This is a genomic window from Streptomyces sp. NPDC043812, from assembly GCF_056436245.1.
This window is the reverse complement of sequence record NZ_JBWKCY010000054.1, coordinates 1-14,107: the sequence shown is the minus strand read 5'-3', so window position 1 is coordinate 14,107 and position 14,107 is coordinate 1. Positions and strand designations below refer to the sequence as shown.

Annotated in this window: 9 protein-coding genes and 2 pseudogenes; 7 read left to right on the top strand and 4 right to left on the bottom strand. The window is 69.5% G+C overall.

The genetic code is table 11. The features are described from left to right. Positions 1 to 92: 92 nt before the first annotated feature. A pseudogene (locus tag AC067Z_RS37620) lies at positions 93 to 233 on the top strand (ATP-binding protein); the annotation flags it as partial. Beyond that, positions 230 to 799 (top strand): GAF domain-containing protein, encoded by a 570-nt coding sequence (locus AC067Z_RS37615; protein ID WP_478794155.1) that lies wholly within the window; start codon positions 230 to 232, stop codon positions 797 to 799. The pseudogene AC067Z_RS37620 and the gene AC067Z_RS37615, both read left to right, overlap by 4 nt. A 148-nt stretch (positions 800 to 947) precedes the next feature. On the opposite strand, the gene AC067Z_RS37610 is transcribed toward AC067Z_RS37615, so the two are convergent. After that, positions 948 to 2,144 carry an acyl-CoA dehydrogenase family protein gene (locus tag AC067Z_RS37610; protein WP_478794154.1) on the bottom strand — a complete coding sequence of 399 codons (1,197 nt, stop codon included), beginning with the start codon at positions 2,142 to 2,144 and terminating at the stop codon, positions 948 to 950. Positions 2,145 to 2,655: 511 nt separating this feature from the next. After that, positions 2,656 to 3,723: a LacI family DNA-binding transcriptional regulator gene (locus tag AC067Z_RS37605; protein WP_478794153.1), complete on the bottom strand. Its 1,068-nt coding sequence runs from the start codon at positions 3,721 to 3,723 to the stop codon at positions 2,656 to 2,658. Between the two features lie 157 nt (positions 3,724 to 3,880). On the opposite strand from AC067Z_RS37605, the gene AC067Z_RS37600 reads away from it, so the two are divergent. The 3 genes from AC067Z_RS37600 to AC067Z_RS37590 are packed head-to-tail and all read left to right on the top strand — an operon-like array spanning position 3,881 to position 6,656. Beyond that, positions 3,881 to 4,744 carry an ABC transporter permease gene (locus AC067Z_RS37600; protein ID WP_478794152.1) on the top strand — a complete coding sequence of 288 codons (864 nt, stop codon included), beginning with the start codon at positions 3,881 to 3,883 and terminating at the stop codon, positions 4,742 to 4,744. A gap of 59 nt (positions 4,745 to 4,803) precedes the next feature. After that, entirely contained in the window at positions 4,804 to 5,826 is a 1,023-nt protein-coding gene (locus AC067Z_RS37595) for an ABC transporter substrate-binding protein (RefSeq protein WP_478794151.1), read from the top strand. After that, the gene (locus AC067Z_RS37590) at positions 5,823 to 6,656 is read left to right on the top strand and encodes an ABC transporter ATP-binding protein (protein ID WP_478794150.1); all 834 of its coding nucleotides are present in this window, start codon (positions 5,823 to 5,825) and stop codon (positions 6,654 to 6,656) included. Before AC067Z_RS37595 ends, AC067Z_RS37590 begins: the two co-directional genes overlap by 4 nt. Before the next feature lie 73 nt (positions 6,657 to 6,729). Here the strand turns inward: AC067Z_RS37590 and AC067Z_RS37585 are convergent, their stop codons facing one another. Beyond that, positions 6,730 to 7,623, bottom strand: coding sequence for a sugar phosphate isomerase/epimerase family protein (locus AC067Z_RS37585; protein ID WP_478794149.1), 894 nt, complete (start codon positions 7,621 to 7,623; stop codon positions 6,730 to 6,732). An 11-nt stretch (positions 7,624 to 7,634) separates the two neighbouring features. After that, complete coding sequence (locus AC067Z_RS37580) at positions 7,635 to 11,105, bottom strand: ThuA domain-containing protein (protein ID WP_478794148.1); 3,471 nt, start codon at positions 11,103 to 11,105, stop codon at positions 7,635 to 7,637. Between the two features lie 228 nt (positions 11,106 to 11,333). Here AC067Z_RS37580 and AC067Z_RS37575 point away from each other — a divergent pair, with 228 nt between their 5' ends. Next, a complete protein-coding gene (locus AC067Z_RS37575; RefSeq protein WP_478794147.1) occupies positions 11,334 to 11,702 on the top strand; it encodes an MmcQ/YjbR family DNA-binding protein in 369 nt (122 codons plus the stop codon). Positions 11,703 to 12,067: 365 nt separating this feature from the next. Beyond that, a pseudogene (locus tag AC067Z_RS37570) lies at positions 12,068 to 14,022 on the top strand (ABC transporter ATP-binding protein). Positions 14,023 to 14,107: the final 85 nt, after the last annotated feature.

The following is a 14,107-nucleotide window of genomic DNA, read 5'->3' as shown; positions in this document are numbered from 1 at the left end:
GCTGGAAGGGGCGCACACCATCCCCGGCTCGTACATCCAGCGCTGCCCGCAGCTGCCGATGAGCACCGCGAGCAGCATTTTCGATACACGCCCTAAAGCCGGAGGTGCCGGTCGTCCTGTGCGACGCGCGGATCGCCAGCTCGGGCATCGGCACTCTGGTCACCCTCGTCCAGCATCTGCTCACCACCACCGCCGTGCCGGGCCCGGCACCGAGTTATGGAGCACCGACATGACGTACGACCCCACCGGTCATCTGCTGCTGACCCCGGTCGACCGCGAAGCACCCGCGCGGGTCCAGCGACTGCGTCAGTTGGGCTTCGGGGACCGGCCCGACCCCGCCTTCGACGACTTCGCCCACAAGCTCGCCGAGGTGACCGGAGCGCCGTACTCCATGGTCAACTTCATCGACGAGAACCGGCAGTTCTTCGCCGGTCTGCACACCCCGGGAGGCACGCACAGCGGCTCCGACCTGGGTGCGGCGGCGACCGGTGGCGAGGTCAGCCGCTTCATGGCCCGTGACCACGGCTACTGCCCCCATGTGGTCGTACGACGCAAGGCGCTCGTCCTGGAGGACGTGTGCGACTATCCGCGTTTCGCCGGTAATCCCGTGGTCGACGAGATCGGCATCCGCTCCTACCTGGGGGCCCCGCTCATCGACCGCACGGGCATGGCGCTCGGCACGATCTGCGTCGTGGACACGGAGCCGAGGCCGTGGGGCAGGGCAGGGCTGGAGACCATCAAGTCCCTTGCCGCCGAGCTGATCGAGCAGATCCACCGTCGCGAGGACGGCCGGATCTGAGACGGCGGCCCGGGGCGGGCGCCCCGTGCCCCGGGACCGTCGCAGCCCGGATCGCGCAGTCCTGGATCGCGTAGTCCTGGATCGCACGACAGCCGCCCGTGCCCCGGGACTGCGCTCGGCCCCGGGACTGCGCTCGCCGGTGGCCCCTTCAGCCGGCGTGTGCCATCCGCACGGCGTCGGAAAGCCGCTGCGACCAGTCGCCCTTCGCCGTGCCGAGCGCGACCTCGGCCAGCCGGAGCAGCTGCACGTCGGAGGTGCCTGCGGGGGCGAACATGTGCAGGGCGTCCCGCATGTACCGCTCGATGGGACGGTCCGCGAACAGCCCGGCCGCGGCATGGATCTCCATGGCGCTGCGGGCCGAGTCGATCGCCGACTCCACATTGACCAGCTTGGCGTTCATCAGCTCGGCATCGCACGGGATCCCCTCGTCGAGAAGGTGCACCGCGTGGTAGGCGGCGAGCCTCGACGTCATCAGGCGCGACTGAAGGGCGCCCAACTTCAGTTTCACCGTGGGCAGTTCGTGCAGCGGCTTGCCGTAGCGAAGGCGCTGCTCGCAGAAGCGGGTGGTCTCCTCCAGGATCGCCTGGTGGATACCGAGTGAGACGGCGGTGAGATTCGCCCGCCCGTACAGCACGCTGGAGGAGTACGCCACGGCCAGACCGTCCCCCTCGTCGCCGAGGCGGGCGGAGGCCGGAACGCGGCAGTTGTCGAAGTGCAGTTCACCGAAGCTGAAGCCGTGCAGGCCCATCGTCGGCTGCTGATCGGCCGTGCGGACCCCCGGTCGGTCCGATTCGACGAGGAAGGCCGTCAGCCCGTGCGACCCGGGCCCGGTCCGTAAGACAACGCCATGGAGGTCGCCGACATGGCTGTTGCCCACGTACACCTTTCGGCCATTGAGGACGTAGTCGTCGCCGTCACGTGCCGCGGTCGCCTGCATACCCAGAACATGGCCGCCGGACTCCGGTTCGGTGACGGCGATGGTCGGCAGGCACTCCCCGGCTGTGATCGCCGGGAGCCAGGTCTTCCTCTGCTCGTCACTACCGAAATGGACAATCTTGGCGACGCCCAGCTGCGAGGCCTGAACCATGGCGCCCATCGCACCACTGACCCGGGAGAGCTCCTCGATGATGATGGTCTTCGCGAGGTGTCCCAGCGCCATGCCGCCGTAGTCGGCGGCGATGGTGGCGCCGAGCCAGCCCTGCCGCGCGATCAGCAGGGACAGCTCCCGATCGACGGCCCTGGTCGCCTCCATGGCCGGAATGCGCGGTCGTACCTCCCGCTCGGCGAAATCCCTCACTTGAGCGCGCAGCTGGTGATGCAGTCGACTGGCGAAGTAACCGTCCATCGCGAGCTCCCCTCCGCGAAACGCCTGTTCGCGCACTTGTGCGAGCAGGTGGTGCATCGGCAGTGATCTCGTCCCGAACAGGCCGACCACATCAGCCTGTTGACCCTGCCCTGGTGGAACAAGGTCGATGTCAACTTTGGCCGAAATGCAGGCCATTGACGTTTGATTGAGGATATGAGTTGTGTGGTACGGGCATGCCGGGTGCCGATCGGAACCCTTCCCCCCGGTTGGCTTTCTGCCACATGCCAACGGCAACGAGTTCTCCGGCATATGGCGGGTTCGCTCGGAACGGAACCTCAGTGTGCACAGTTGTGTCATCGGGGAACATCCGAAGAACCGATACAGCGGCCAACCGGGCCGAAATCAGGCGTTGGTGGTCGGCACCGGAACGGCTCCACCGGCGCATCGGCGCGGCACAGGGCGCGCACCCGTGCGCCGCACCTGGTGCGTGCACGCCCCCGGCGTTCCCGTCCGCCCGACGCGCCCCCTTGTTCATGGCTCCCCGCCCGCGTCAGCGCCGCCGTGTCGGGCCGGCCCCGCGGGTCGGAGGGGCGACGCTCGCCCGCAGGACGACCTCCCCGCCGACCCGCAGCACCCGCGACCGCGGCCCGCGCGGCTCCCGCAGCGCGAGTGCCATCACCTCGTGTCCCATCTCGGCGAGCGGGAGCGCCACCGTGGTCAGCGGCGGCGAGAGCTCCCGCACCAGCGGGATGTCGTCGAACCCCGCGAGCGAGATGTCCTCCGGTACGCGTACGCCCACTTCCCTGAACGCCGCCAGGGCCCCCACGGCCATCACATCGGTCACGGCGAACACGCATGTGGGAGGGGCGCCGCGCGCCAGCAAGGCGCGGGCGGCCGCGTATCCGCCCTCGCGCGTGAAGGGGCCGCGCAGGATGCGGTCGGGCGGGAGGGTGACGCCGGCGAGGGCGAGCTCCGCGCGGAACCCGGACAGCCGGTCCGAGACCGTGGTGAGCGACGGCGGGCCGCTGAGCACGGCGAACTCCCGGTGCCCGAGGGCGAGCAGGGCGCGGGCGAGGGCGGCGGCCCCGCCCCGGTTCTCGGGCAGGACGGCGTCCGCCCGCAGGCTGCGGTGTCTGCTGACGACGGCGACCCGTCCGCCGGCCCGTACATAGGGATCGAGCTCGGCGGCGAGTGCCCGCTCCCAGGAGCGGTCCTGGAAGCCGGAGCCGATCAGCAGGATGGCGCGGGCCCGTTGGGCGCGCAGCGTGGACACGTAGGCGATCTCGCGGGCCGGTTCGCGGAAGGTGCTGGCGAGCATGACCAGCAGGTCCTGTTCGGCCGCGGCCCGCATCACACCGCCGGCGATCGCGGCGAAGTACGGGTCGCCGACGTCGTGGCAGATGAGGCCGACGGTGTTGCTGGAGGCGCTGGCGAGCGCCTGGGCATGGGCGTTGGGGATGTAGCCCAGCTGGTCGGCCGCCGCGCGCACGCGGCTGCGCAGGTCCTCCCCGACCCGGGTGGTGCCGTTCAGGGCTCGGGACGCCGTGGCGAGGGAGACCCCCGCCCTGCGGGCGACGACGTCCAGCGTGACATGAGCCTGCGGTTCCCGTTCACTCACCTGACCCCCCGAAACTTCGGGACGACCTATTGACCGTGCGGACAAGCACTCATTAGCGTGGCGGCATCCTATCAGAAAGCGCTTTCTGAAAGCGTTTTCTCGCATCAAGAATCCAGACGGCTCTTCTTGACCGCTCCGGAGCACCCAGGAGTTGACCGTGAGTCAGAGCGCCATCAAGGCACCGCCCGCGAAGGTGGCGGGAGTCGACACCCGGAACAGGCCGAGTGCGGGGGAGAGGACCTCACGCCTGGTCGAACAGAGCTGGCGGCCGGTGGCTTTGCTGCTCGCCTGCTTCGGCGCCTGGTGGGTGATCGCCGCCGCCGAGCTGGTGGAGCCGTATCTGGTCCCCTCGCCGGGCGCGACCCTCGACGTGCTCACCGGCAAGGCCGACTACATCTTGCAGCACAGCTGGGTGACCACCTACGAGACGCTGCTCGGCTTCGCCATCGCCGTCGCGGTCGGCGTGCTCGCCTCGGTGATCATGGTCTACTCGTCGACCGTCGAGCGGACCCTCTACCCGATCCTGCTGTTCGCACAGGTCGTACCGAAGATCGCCATCGCGCCGCTGTTCGTCGTCTGGCTCGGCTTCGGCATCGCACCCAAGATCCTCATCGCCGTACTGATCGCGTTCTTCCCGGTGGTCATCTCCATGGTCACCGGCCTGAAGGCGGTCGACCCCGAGATGCTGCAACTCTCCTCCACCATGGGGGCGAGGCCCTGGCAGACCTTTGTGAAGATCCGCCTGCCCGCCTCCCTGCCGCACCTCTTCTCCGGACTCAAGGTCGCCGTCACGCTCGCCGTGACCGGCGCCGTCGTCGGCGAGTTCGTCGGTGCCAACGAGGGCCTCGGCTATGTGATCCTCCAGGCCAACGGCAACCTCGACACCCCGATGCTCTTCGCCGGGCTGCTGGTCATGTCCCTGATCGGGGTCGTGCTCTTCGTCCTCGTCGAGATCGCCGAGCAACTGCTCCTGCCCTGGCACGCCAGCCGCCGCGACTCCGGCGCCACCACCACGTACTGAGCACCGTGGTCCGACCCACACCGCAACGCACCTGTCCCCGCTGACGAGAAGGAACCGCCATGACTGCGCGCCGACGACTTATGACCGGCCTCATACCGCTGCTCCTGGTCGCCACGGCCTGCGGCGAGGAGGGTTCCGGCAAGACGACCAGTTCCTCCGGCAAGGAACTGGACAAGGTGACCCTCACCCTCAACTGGTATCCGTACGGCGAACACGCGCCCTTCTACTACGGCAAGCAGCAGAAGATCTTCGAGAAGCACGGGATCGACCTGGACATCCGGGCCGGCCAGGGCTCCCAGAAGACCGTGCAGGCAACCGGTGCCGGACAGACCGACTTCGGCTGGGCCGACACCCCCGCCGTGCTCTCCGGTGTCGACGCCGGAGTGAGCGTGAAGAGCCTCGGCGTGTTCCTGCAGACCACGCCGTCCTCGGTGCAGTTCTTCGCATCACAGGGCATCAAGAGCCCCGCCGACCTGAAGGGCAGGACCATCGCCGGCACGGCGGGCGACGCGCTGTCCAAGACGTTCCCGATCTTCCTGGAGAAGAACAACCTCAAGGAGACGGACGTCAAGGTCCAGAACACCGACCCCGCCGGCAAGATCGCCGCGGTGATCTCCGGCAAGACCGACGGACTCCTCGGTTACGCGAGCGACCAGGGCCCCACCATGCAGGACAAGGCCAAGAAGCCCGTTGCCTATCTGCGGTTCTCCGAGAACGGGCTGAACTTCTACTCCAACGGTCTCATCGCCGGCAACAAGATCCTTTCCGGCAGGAAGGACCTCGCCGGGCGCATGGCCAAGGCCGTCAGCGAATCCTTCGCCGCCGCCGAGAAGGCACCCGACCCTGCCGTCGCCTCCATGGCGGGCGCCAGTGAGCAACTGCCGCCGAAGACAGTTCTGTCCGAGCAGTTCAGGACGACACTCACCCTGCTGCACACCCAGGCCACGCAGGGCAAGGCGCCCGGCGTGAACACCGAGGCCGACTGGCAGCAGACCATCGACGTCTTCGCCGAGGCCGGACTCGTCAAGAGCCCCAAGCCGGTCGCGGAGTACTGGGACAGCGCCCTCGCGATGAAGGGATGACGATGGCCAGGGACACCCTCCGGGAGCCGGCGGTGAACAGCACGGGCGCAGCGAACGGCGCCCCCGCGGTCTCCGTCAAGGACGTAGCCGTCCGCTTCCGCACCAAGAACCGTGACGTCACCGCGCTGACCGACATCGGCCTCGACGTCCCCATGGGGCAGTTCGTCGCCATCGTCGGCCCCTCGGGATGTGGCAAGTCCACCCTCCTCAAGCTCGTCGCCGGCCTCCTCCAGCCCTCCACCGGAGACGTCCTGCTGAACGGCGAGCGGGTGCAGGGACCACGTCACGACATCGGCTACGTCTTCCAGCGCGCCGCCCTGCTCGAATGGCGCTCCGCCCGCCGCAACATCCTGCTCCAGGCCGAGATGCGCAGGATGCCGTCGGCCGTCGGCCGCCGACGGGCCGACGAACTGATCGAGATGACCGGCCTGAGCGGATTCGAGGACGCGCTGCCGCACGAACTCTCCGGCGGTATGCAGCAGCGCGTGGCCCTGTGCCGCGCCCTGCTGCACGAACCGCCGGTGCTGCTGATGGACGAGCCGTTCGGCGCGCTCGACGCCCTCACCCGCGAACAGATGAACACCGAGCTCAACCGCATCTGGCGGGAGACCGGCACCACCGTGCTGCTGGTCACCCACTCCATCTCGGAGGCCTGCTACCTCGCCGACCGCGTCGTCGTCATGAGCCCCCGGCCCGGCACCATCACCGAGATCATCGACGTCGGCCTGCCCGCGGAGCGCGACTACACCGAGACGATGGGCCGACCCGAGTTCCGCGAGGCCACCACCCGCATCCGCGGCCTGCTCGGCGCGGTGTCGGCACAGGACTGACACCGCCCGGGCAACCGAGGAGCCCTGTACCTCCCGGGGGGAGGTACAGGGCTCCTCGGTGTTCACCGCCCCGTCAGTACCGCAGATTCGCCAGATACGTGTAGCTGTTCCGCGCGGTCGCGAACGGGTCGGCCGGCGAGTCGTGCTCCACCAGCCACTGCTTCACCCCACCGCTGCGGGCGGTGTCGAACATCGCCGCGAAGTCCAGCACCCCGGAACCGACGTCGGCGAAATCACCGTTCGGTGCCATGTCCTTCACATGCAGCGCGGGGAAACGCCGGCGGTGCCGCACGAACAGGTCCTGCGGATCGCTGCCGCCGCCCTTCGCCGCCCAGTAGACGTCCAGCTCGAAGCCGACCAGTTCCGGGTCGGTCTCGTTCAGCAGGATGTCGTACAGCACCTCGCCGTCCACCGTCTGGTGGTCGAGCCCGTGGTTGTGGAAGAGCAGCGGACCCAGCCCCGCGTTGCGCGCGGCAAGGCCCGCCTTGTTGAACTCGCGGGCCGCCTCGCGGAATCCGGCCGGCGTGTGCATCGCTCCCGGCAGGCTCGGCACCACGATCCACCGGGCGCCCAGCGTATGGATGTCCTCCAGTGCCTGCGGCAGCCCGGCGCCCCTGACGATGTCGTAACCGACATGCTCCAGGACCGCCTTGAGGCGGGTCTCGTCCAGCATCGAACGGATCGCCGCCGCGCTGTTGCCGTGCCGGCCGCTGACACCGACGGTGGCGTACCCGATCTCGGCGAGGCGCGCGAGCGTGCCCCTGAAGTCCGCCGCCAGCGGAGTGCGCATCGTGTAGAGGTGCATTCCGAGGCCCGAGGGCGGGATCCGCCGGCAGCGGCGGCCGGGCCCCGCCGCGTCCCCGGGCTGTGCCGCGTGAGCGAGCGGACCTGCCGCGGTGACCGTGACTGCCGCCGCGGCCGCGGCGCCGAGCGCTCTTGAGAGGAATGCGCGTCTGCTGTCGTTCATGTCTGTCTCCCTCAACCGACTGTGATGCGGACGTGGTTGGTGGTCGTGTCGCCCTTGTCGTCGGTGACCGTCAGATGCGCGGTGTAGGTACCGGCCCGCGCATACGTGTGGGTCGCCGTCGCGCTTTCCTCGCCGGCGGGCTTCGTGTTGTCGCCGAAGTCCCAGTGGTACGAGGCCACGGTGCGGCCCTCCGGCAGCGAGGCCCGGCCCGTCAGCTGCACGGTGAGCGGCGCGGTGCCGGAGGCGGGCGCTGCCTTCACCGAGACACGGGCACCCTGGCGCTTCTCGACGCCGGGGCCGTTGAAGTGCAGCCAGTCCACGGCGAAGAGGTCGGGGCCCGTCGCCGCCCACTCGGGGTTGGTGAACACCGCGTACAGCTTCACCGTGCCGCCCGGATTCACCAGCGTCGTCGTCGGCGAGACGACATTGCCCCAGCCGCCGGTGTTCGGAACGCTCACCTTGCCGAGCAGCGTGCCGGTCGGCGATCCGGCACGGAACTCGACCGTGCCGCCGATCCCGCCGGACGCGGCACCGACCGTCACGGAGTCGATGCCCTTGAGGTTGACCGGGTCGAAGCTGACCCAGTCACCGTGCTCGATCTCGGTCAGCCGCTTGCCACCCGATGCGTCGGCACGGTCGGACACCACGGCCCCGGCGTTGGTGCCGCCCGTCGCCGTCCGGTGCTCGGCCTCGCGGAACGTGGTCCGCAGGGTCAGCGACGCGGAACCGGTGAGCGAGGGCACGCCGGGCGCCGCCTTGTCCTCGTACTGGGCGGTGATGCCGTAGTAGAGGTTCTGCCCCGGCCCGTGGCTGTCCCCGGCGTCGGTCGCGATCTCGCCCGTGCAGCCGGTGTAGTTGTCCAGCGGATGCAGATGGGAGTCGTGTCCGAGCTGTGACTGGACGACGACCCGGGAGCAGTCGATTCGTCCGTCTTCCCTGTCCTTGACCTTCACCGTGAAGGGGATGGTGTCGCCGAAGCCGAACATGCCGCCGTTCGGGGGCTGTTGGATCGTGACGACCGGCCGGGTGTTGCCGACGGTGATGTCCTGCACCGCGAGTCCGGTCAGTCCGCCGGGCCCGGTGACCGTGAGACGGGCGGTGAACCGGCCCTTCTCCCGGTACACATGGGTCGGGTTCGCCTCCGTCGAGTCGGTGCTGCCGTTTCCGTCGAAGTCCCAGGCGTACGTGACCGGTTTGCCGTCCGGCAGCCCCGAGCCCTCGCTGGAGAACGACACGGTCAGCGGCGCCCTGCCGCTGTCCGGCACGGCAGTGTTCTTGGCGGAGGGAAGCCGCTCGTCACCGACGTAGTCGATGCGGTAGATGCCCGAGCCCTCGTTGCTGCCGCCGCGGCCGGTGCCGCTGCCGAGACCGAAGTCGATGACGTACATCGCGCCGTCGGGACCGAAGTCGGCGTCGAACGGCTGGTTCCAGCTCATGTCGGCGAAGACCGGGTTGATCGAGTGCAGATCACCGGCCTTGGCCGGGGCGAACCGCGGGTCGGTGAACGTCTGGTCCTTCTGCTGGAACGAGAACGCCTTGAACCACTTGCGGGTCAGTTCGTAGGTGAACCACTTCCCCTCGAAGTACTCGGGGAACTTGCCCTGGTAGGTGTTCTGCGCGTCGTAGGAGTAGACGGGACCGCTCATCGGGCCGCCACCACCCGTGCCGACCTCGGGGAACTCGGCCGAGGCCGAGTACGCGTACCAGACCGTTGCGGGCTTCGCCGGCGGCAGCTCCCGCAGACCCGTGTTGTTCGGCGAGTCGTTCACCAGGTTCCCGCAGTCGAACTTCGCGCCGGAGGTCTTGGTCGTGAAGTCGTAGTCGTTGAACGGGGTGTTGTTGCCGACGCAGTACGGCCAGCCGAAGTTGCCCGCCTCGGTGATACGGGTGTACTCGACGGTGCCCTCGGGGCCTCGGTCGGGTTTGGCGGTCCGTGCGTCGGGGCCGTAGTCGGCCACCATCAGGGCGCCGCTGACCGGGTCGGTGGTGATCCGGAACGGGTTGCGCATGCCCATCGCGTAGATCTCGGGGCGCGTCCTGTCCGTGCCCGGGGCGAAGAGATTGCCCTCCGGCACCGCGTAGGTGCCGTCGTCCTTGGGCGTGATGCGCAGGATCTTGCCGCGCAGATCGTTGGTGTTGCCGGAGGTGCCCTGTGCGTCCCAGGCGCGGCGGCCCTCGCCCTCGTCGATGGGGGTGAAGCCCTCCGAGGCGAAGGGGTCGGTGTTGTCGCCGGTGGCGACGTACAGGTCACCGTTCTTGTCGAACGCGATCGAACCCGCCATGTGCGAATTGGCGCGCCCCTCGCCGCGCAGGGTGGGCACGGTCAGCAGCCGCTCCTCGGACGCGGGGTCGATGGTGCTGCCGCTCACCGTGAAGCGGGAGAGGTTGAGCCGCTTCTCGGTCTTGTCCGAGTGCAGCAGATACAGCCAGTTGTTCTCGGCGAACCGCGGATCGAGCGCGAGGCCGAGGAGACCGTCCGACTGGCTCGTCATGTCGGGGGTGTACGCGAAGTCCAGCGCGGTGGTGACCTTCAGCGTCTGCTGGTCGATCACCTTGACCTTGCCGGTGCGCTGGATGAAGAAGACCCGGCGGTCGGGCGCCACGGCCAGCTCGAACGGGTCCGCGAGGTCGCTCGTCGCCAGCGGGGTGCGCTGGAAGGCACCCGTCCTGGTCGCCGTGCAGTCACCGGGCTTGTTGCCCGCGGCCCACTGGATGCCTCCCAGGATGTGCTTGAGGAAGCCCTCCTCCTGGAAGGCGGACGATGCGTGGCCGCCCGCGGTGAACCAGGAACGTCCGCCGTCGTAGTTCTGGCACCAGGACCACGGGTGGTCGACGCCCTCGTCGAGGCCGGTGATGCCGTCGCGCACCTTGATCTGCGCGAGCGTGTGTACCTTGCCGGTCGGATTGGTGCGCCAGTTGTACCACTCCTCGGTGCGCTCCCAGAGTTGCGGAAGGCCCTCGGTGGAGGGGTGCGTGCCGTCGAGCACCTTGATCCGGCCGGTCTGGACGGCGGGATGCTTGTCGAAGATCGCGCCGACCAGGCCCTCGTACCAGGCCCAGTCCCGCTCGCTCGCCGACGCGGCGTGCAGACCGACCCAGCCACCGCCGGCCCGGATGAACTTCTGCAGCGCGGCGCGTTGCGCCGCGTCGAGCAGATCGCCGCTCTCCGGGGTGGAGTTGGTGTTGTTGAAGACGATCGCTTGGAAGCGGGCGAGGTTGGCGTCGGTGAAGGCCGCGGCGTCGTCGGTGGCCTCGACCTCGAAGCCGTTCTCGCTGCCGAGCTTCTTGACGGCCTCGATGCCGGCGGGTATCGAGTCGTGGGTGAAGTTCGTGACCTTGGAGAAGACGAGCACGCGATAGGGCGCCGCTTCGGCGCGGGGTGACAGGGTCACCCCGAGTCCGATGAGCAGCGCCAGCAGTGCCGTGATGGCGGTGAGTGGGGACAGGACCGTGCGGCTGTGTCTCGTGCGATGACCAGTCATGGCGCTCCCGGTGCTGGTGGGCAGGCTGCGGGGGTGCGAAAATAGAAAGCGCTTTCTCGATTCGCGGCACAGCGTAGGTTCCGCACATCCGGGGGTCAATGGGTCGGAAGGGCTCGCTGTGGTACGGCAGTTGGCGACGCATGTGACCGGCGCTCAGCCAGGTGACCCCCCGGACACCCGCATCCCGGGTCGCGGGCGATTGTCGGTGGCGCGTCGTACCGTCGTTGCATGGCCACTGCCGACGACGTACGCAAAATCGCGCTCTCGCTGCCCGGGGCGCTGGAGAAGCTCGCCTGGGGAATGCCCACGTTCCGGCTGGAGCAGGGCGGCCGGATCTTCGCGTCGCTGGACGACGACGACCGGGTGATGGGGGTGAAGTGCCCCAAGGACGACCGGGCGGAGCTGATTGCGGCGGAGCCCGAAAAGTTCTTCATGAAGGCGGGCCATGACGACAACTACGCCTGGCTGAGGGTGCGGCTGCCGGCGGTGGAGGGGGAGGACGAACTGCGCGTGATCCTGGAGGACTCCTGGCGCCAGGCTGCGCCGCGCAAACTACTCGACGCCCACCCGGAGCTGGGGGCGCGGCGGGACGGGTGACGGGGCGCGGCACAGGACCGGCCGCCCGGCGGGCGGCTTCGGCGCCGCGTGGGCGGCCGTGGAGACCAAGTCGAACATAGGGGCGACAATTCGTCCCCGTCGGCCGTAACCGACCCCGCAGGGGGACGTTTTCACGGCACGGGGTCGAACGTCGGCGCGAAACGACGCACGCGGAAGCGGGTCGTGGATCACCGCAGCCGTGGGGACGTTCGCGCGCGGCGCGACTCCGGACGAAGGGGAACGTCGTGGAGGAGGGGCTTGTGCGTCACTCAACAGAGTCGCGGCCGGAGGGGGCCGGACGGGGCGGCAGGGGCGGAGGGCGGCTGAGGCGCCTGTTCGCCCGGCCCGAGCCCGTCGAGCCGGCCGTGTCCGCATCCGAACGGGAGCTGTTCGGCGGTGCGTTGCGCTACGACATGGGCTGGTCGACCCATGAGTACGCGCGACTGCAGCTGACCATGCTGTCCGCGCTGCGGGCGATGCCCCAGATGGTCGCCGGCACGCTCCGCCCGCCCTGCGCGCCGACCGGCGCGCGCTGACGACCGTCGCCGTCACGGAGATCGGCCAGGGAGTCACCGCCGCCCTCGGCCTGATCGTGCTCAACACCGTGCTCCAGGCGCTGTTCGGGGGCGGGAGCACCCAGGAGCAGCTGCGTGACGCGCTGCCCGCGCTCGTGGCGGGCGGTGTCATCGCTGTCGTCGGCGCGGTGCTCGCCTCGCTGTCGACGGCGGCGACGGGCCGCCTGGAGCCGAAGGTGGAACGCGCCGCGAACGAACGCTTTCTGGAGGCCGCCGCGGCGGTCGAACTGGAGGCGATCGAGGACGGCGAGTTCCAACGGCTCATCGACATCGCCCAGTTCGGGGCGGACTCCGCCCGCCGGATGATCGGCGCGTGCGTCGCCGCAGTCAACGGCGTGATCTCGCTGATCGCCGCAGGTGGCGTCCTGACCGTGCTGCATCCCGCCCTGCTGCCGATGCTGCTGTTGATCGCCGCGCCCCGAGGCTGGGGCGCGATGCGGGTGGCGCAACGGCGCTATGTCTCGACCATGCAGTGGGTCGAGCACATCAGGGCGAGCCGTCTGCTCGGCCAGCTCCTGACGTCCCGCACCGCCGCGCAGGAGGTGCGCGTGCACGGCGTGGGCCGGTTCTTCCTGGGCCACTACCGCGCGATGGCGGAGAGCGCGGAGGAGGAGCAGTCCCGGCTCGCCACGGACAAGGCGGGCACGGAGTTCCTGGCCGCCGCGCTCTCCGGGGTGGCGGTCGTCGCCACCTATGCCGCGCTCGGCGTACTGATCCTCGGCGGGCACGTGGACCTCGCGATCGCCGGTACGGCCGTTGTCGCGGTCCGCTCGGGATCGGCCGGTCTCGGCGGGCTGGTGATGAACCTCAACTCCCTGCACGAGGAGTCCCTCTACGTGCGCGACCTGGAGCGCTTCGTCGATGCGGCCGGTCACCGATCCATCCCCGCCGAGGGGCTCGCGGTCCCCGCCGAACCGAAGGCGATCACCTTCGAGAACGTCTCCTACGGCTACCCGGACCGCGACGGGCGGGCCGTCGACGACGTCTCGCTCACGATTCCGGTGGGCGGCGTGACCGCGTTCGTGGGGGAGAACGGGGCCGGGAAGTCGACGCTGATCAAGATGCTGGCCGGTCTGTTGCTTCCGGAGAGCGGCCGCATTCTCTGGGACGGTGTCGATCTGCGGGAAGCGGACCGTCGCCAGATCTTCGCCCATGTCGGGCTGCTGACACAGGACTTCGAGCGCTGGCCCATGACCGCAGGCACGAACATCCGCATCAGTGACACCGTCCGGCCCGTCGACGGGACACGGCTGGAGGAGGCCGCACGGTACGCGGGCGCCGAGCGCATGATCGGCGACCTGCCGCACGGGATGAACACCCTGCTGGCGCGGGTCTTCCGTGGCGCCAGCGAACTGTCCGGCGGACAGTGGCAGAAGCTCGGGCTCGCGCGCGCCCGGTACCGGGACCCGCGCATGCTGATCGTCGACGAGCCGACGTCCGCTCTCGACCCGACCGCCGAGATCGCGGCGTTCGAGAAGATCCGCGGTCTGGCCGGCCCGGAGCGGGCCGTCGTTCTGGTCACGCACCGCATGGCCGCCGTCCAGCACGCGGACCGGATCCACGTCCTGCACGACGGCCGGCTCGCGGAGGCCGGCACGCACGACGACCTCATGGCGCTGGGCGGACGCTACGCCTCCATGTACCGGGCGCAAGCCGGTCAGTACCGGCGGTCGTCGGGCTTCCCGCCCCAGCCGCACGCCGACCGCGCCGCGTCCGGCGACTCCGCGGCACCGGCACCCTACTGATCTTTTCGTAAGTTCGGTGGGTGTGGTGGGCGGATGGTCAGGCCGGTGTGGGCGAGGAATGACCATGGCAGTCGGGGGTTGGCGT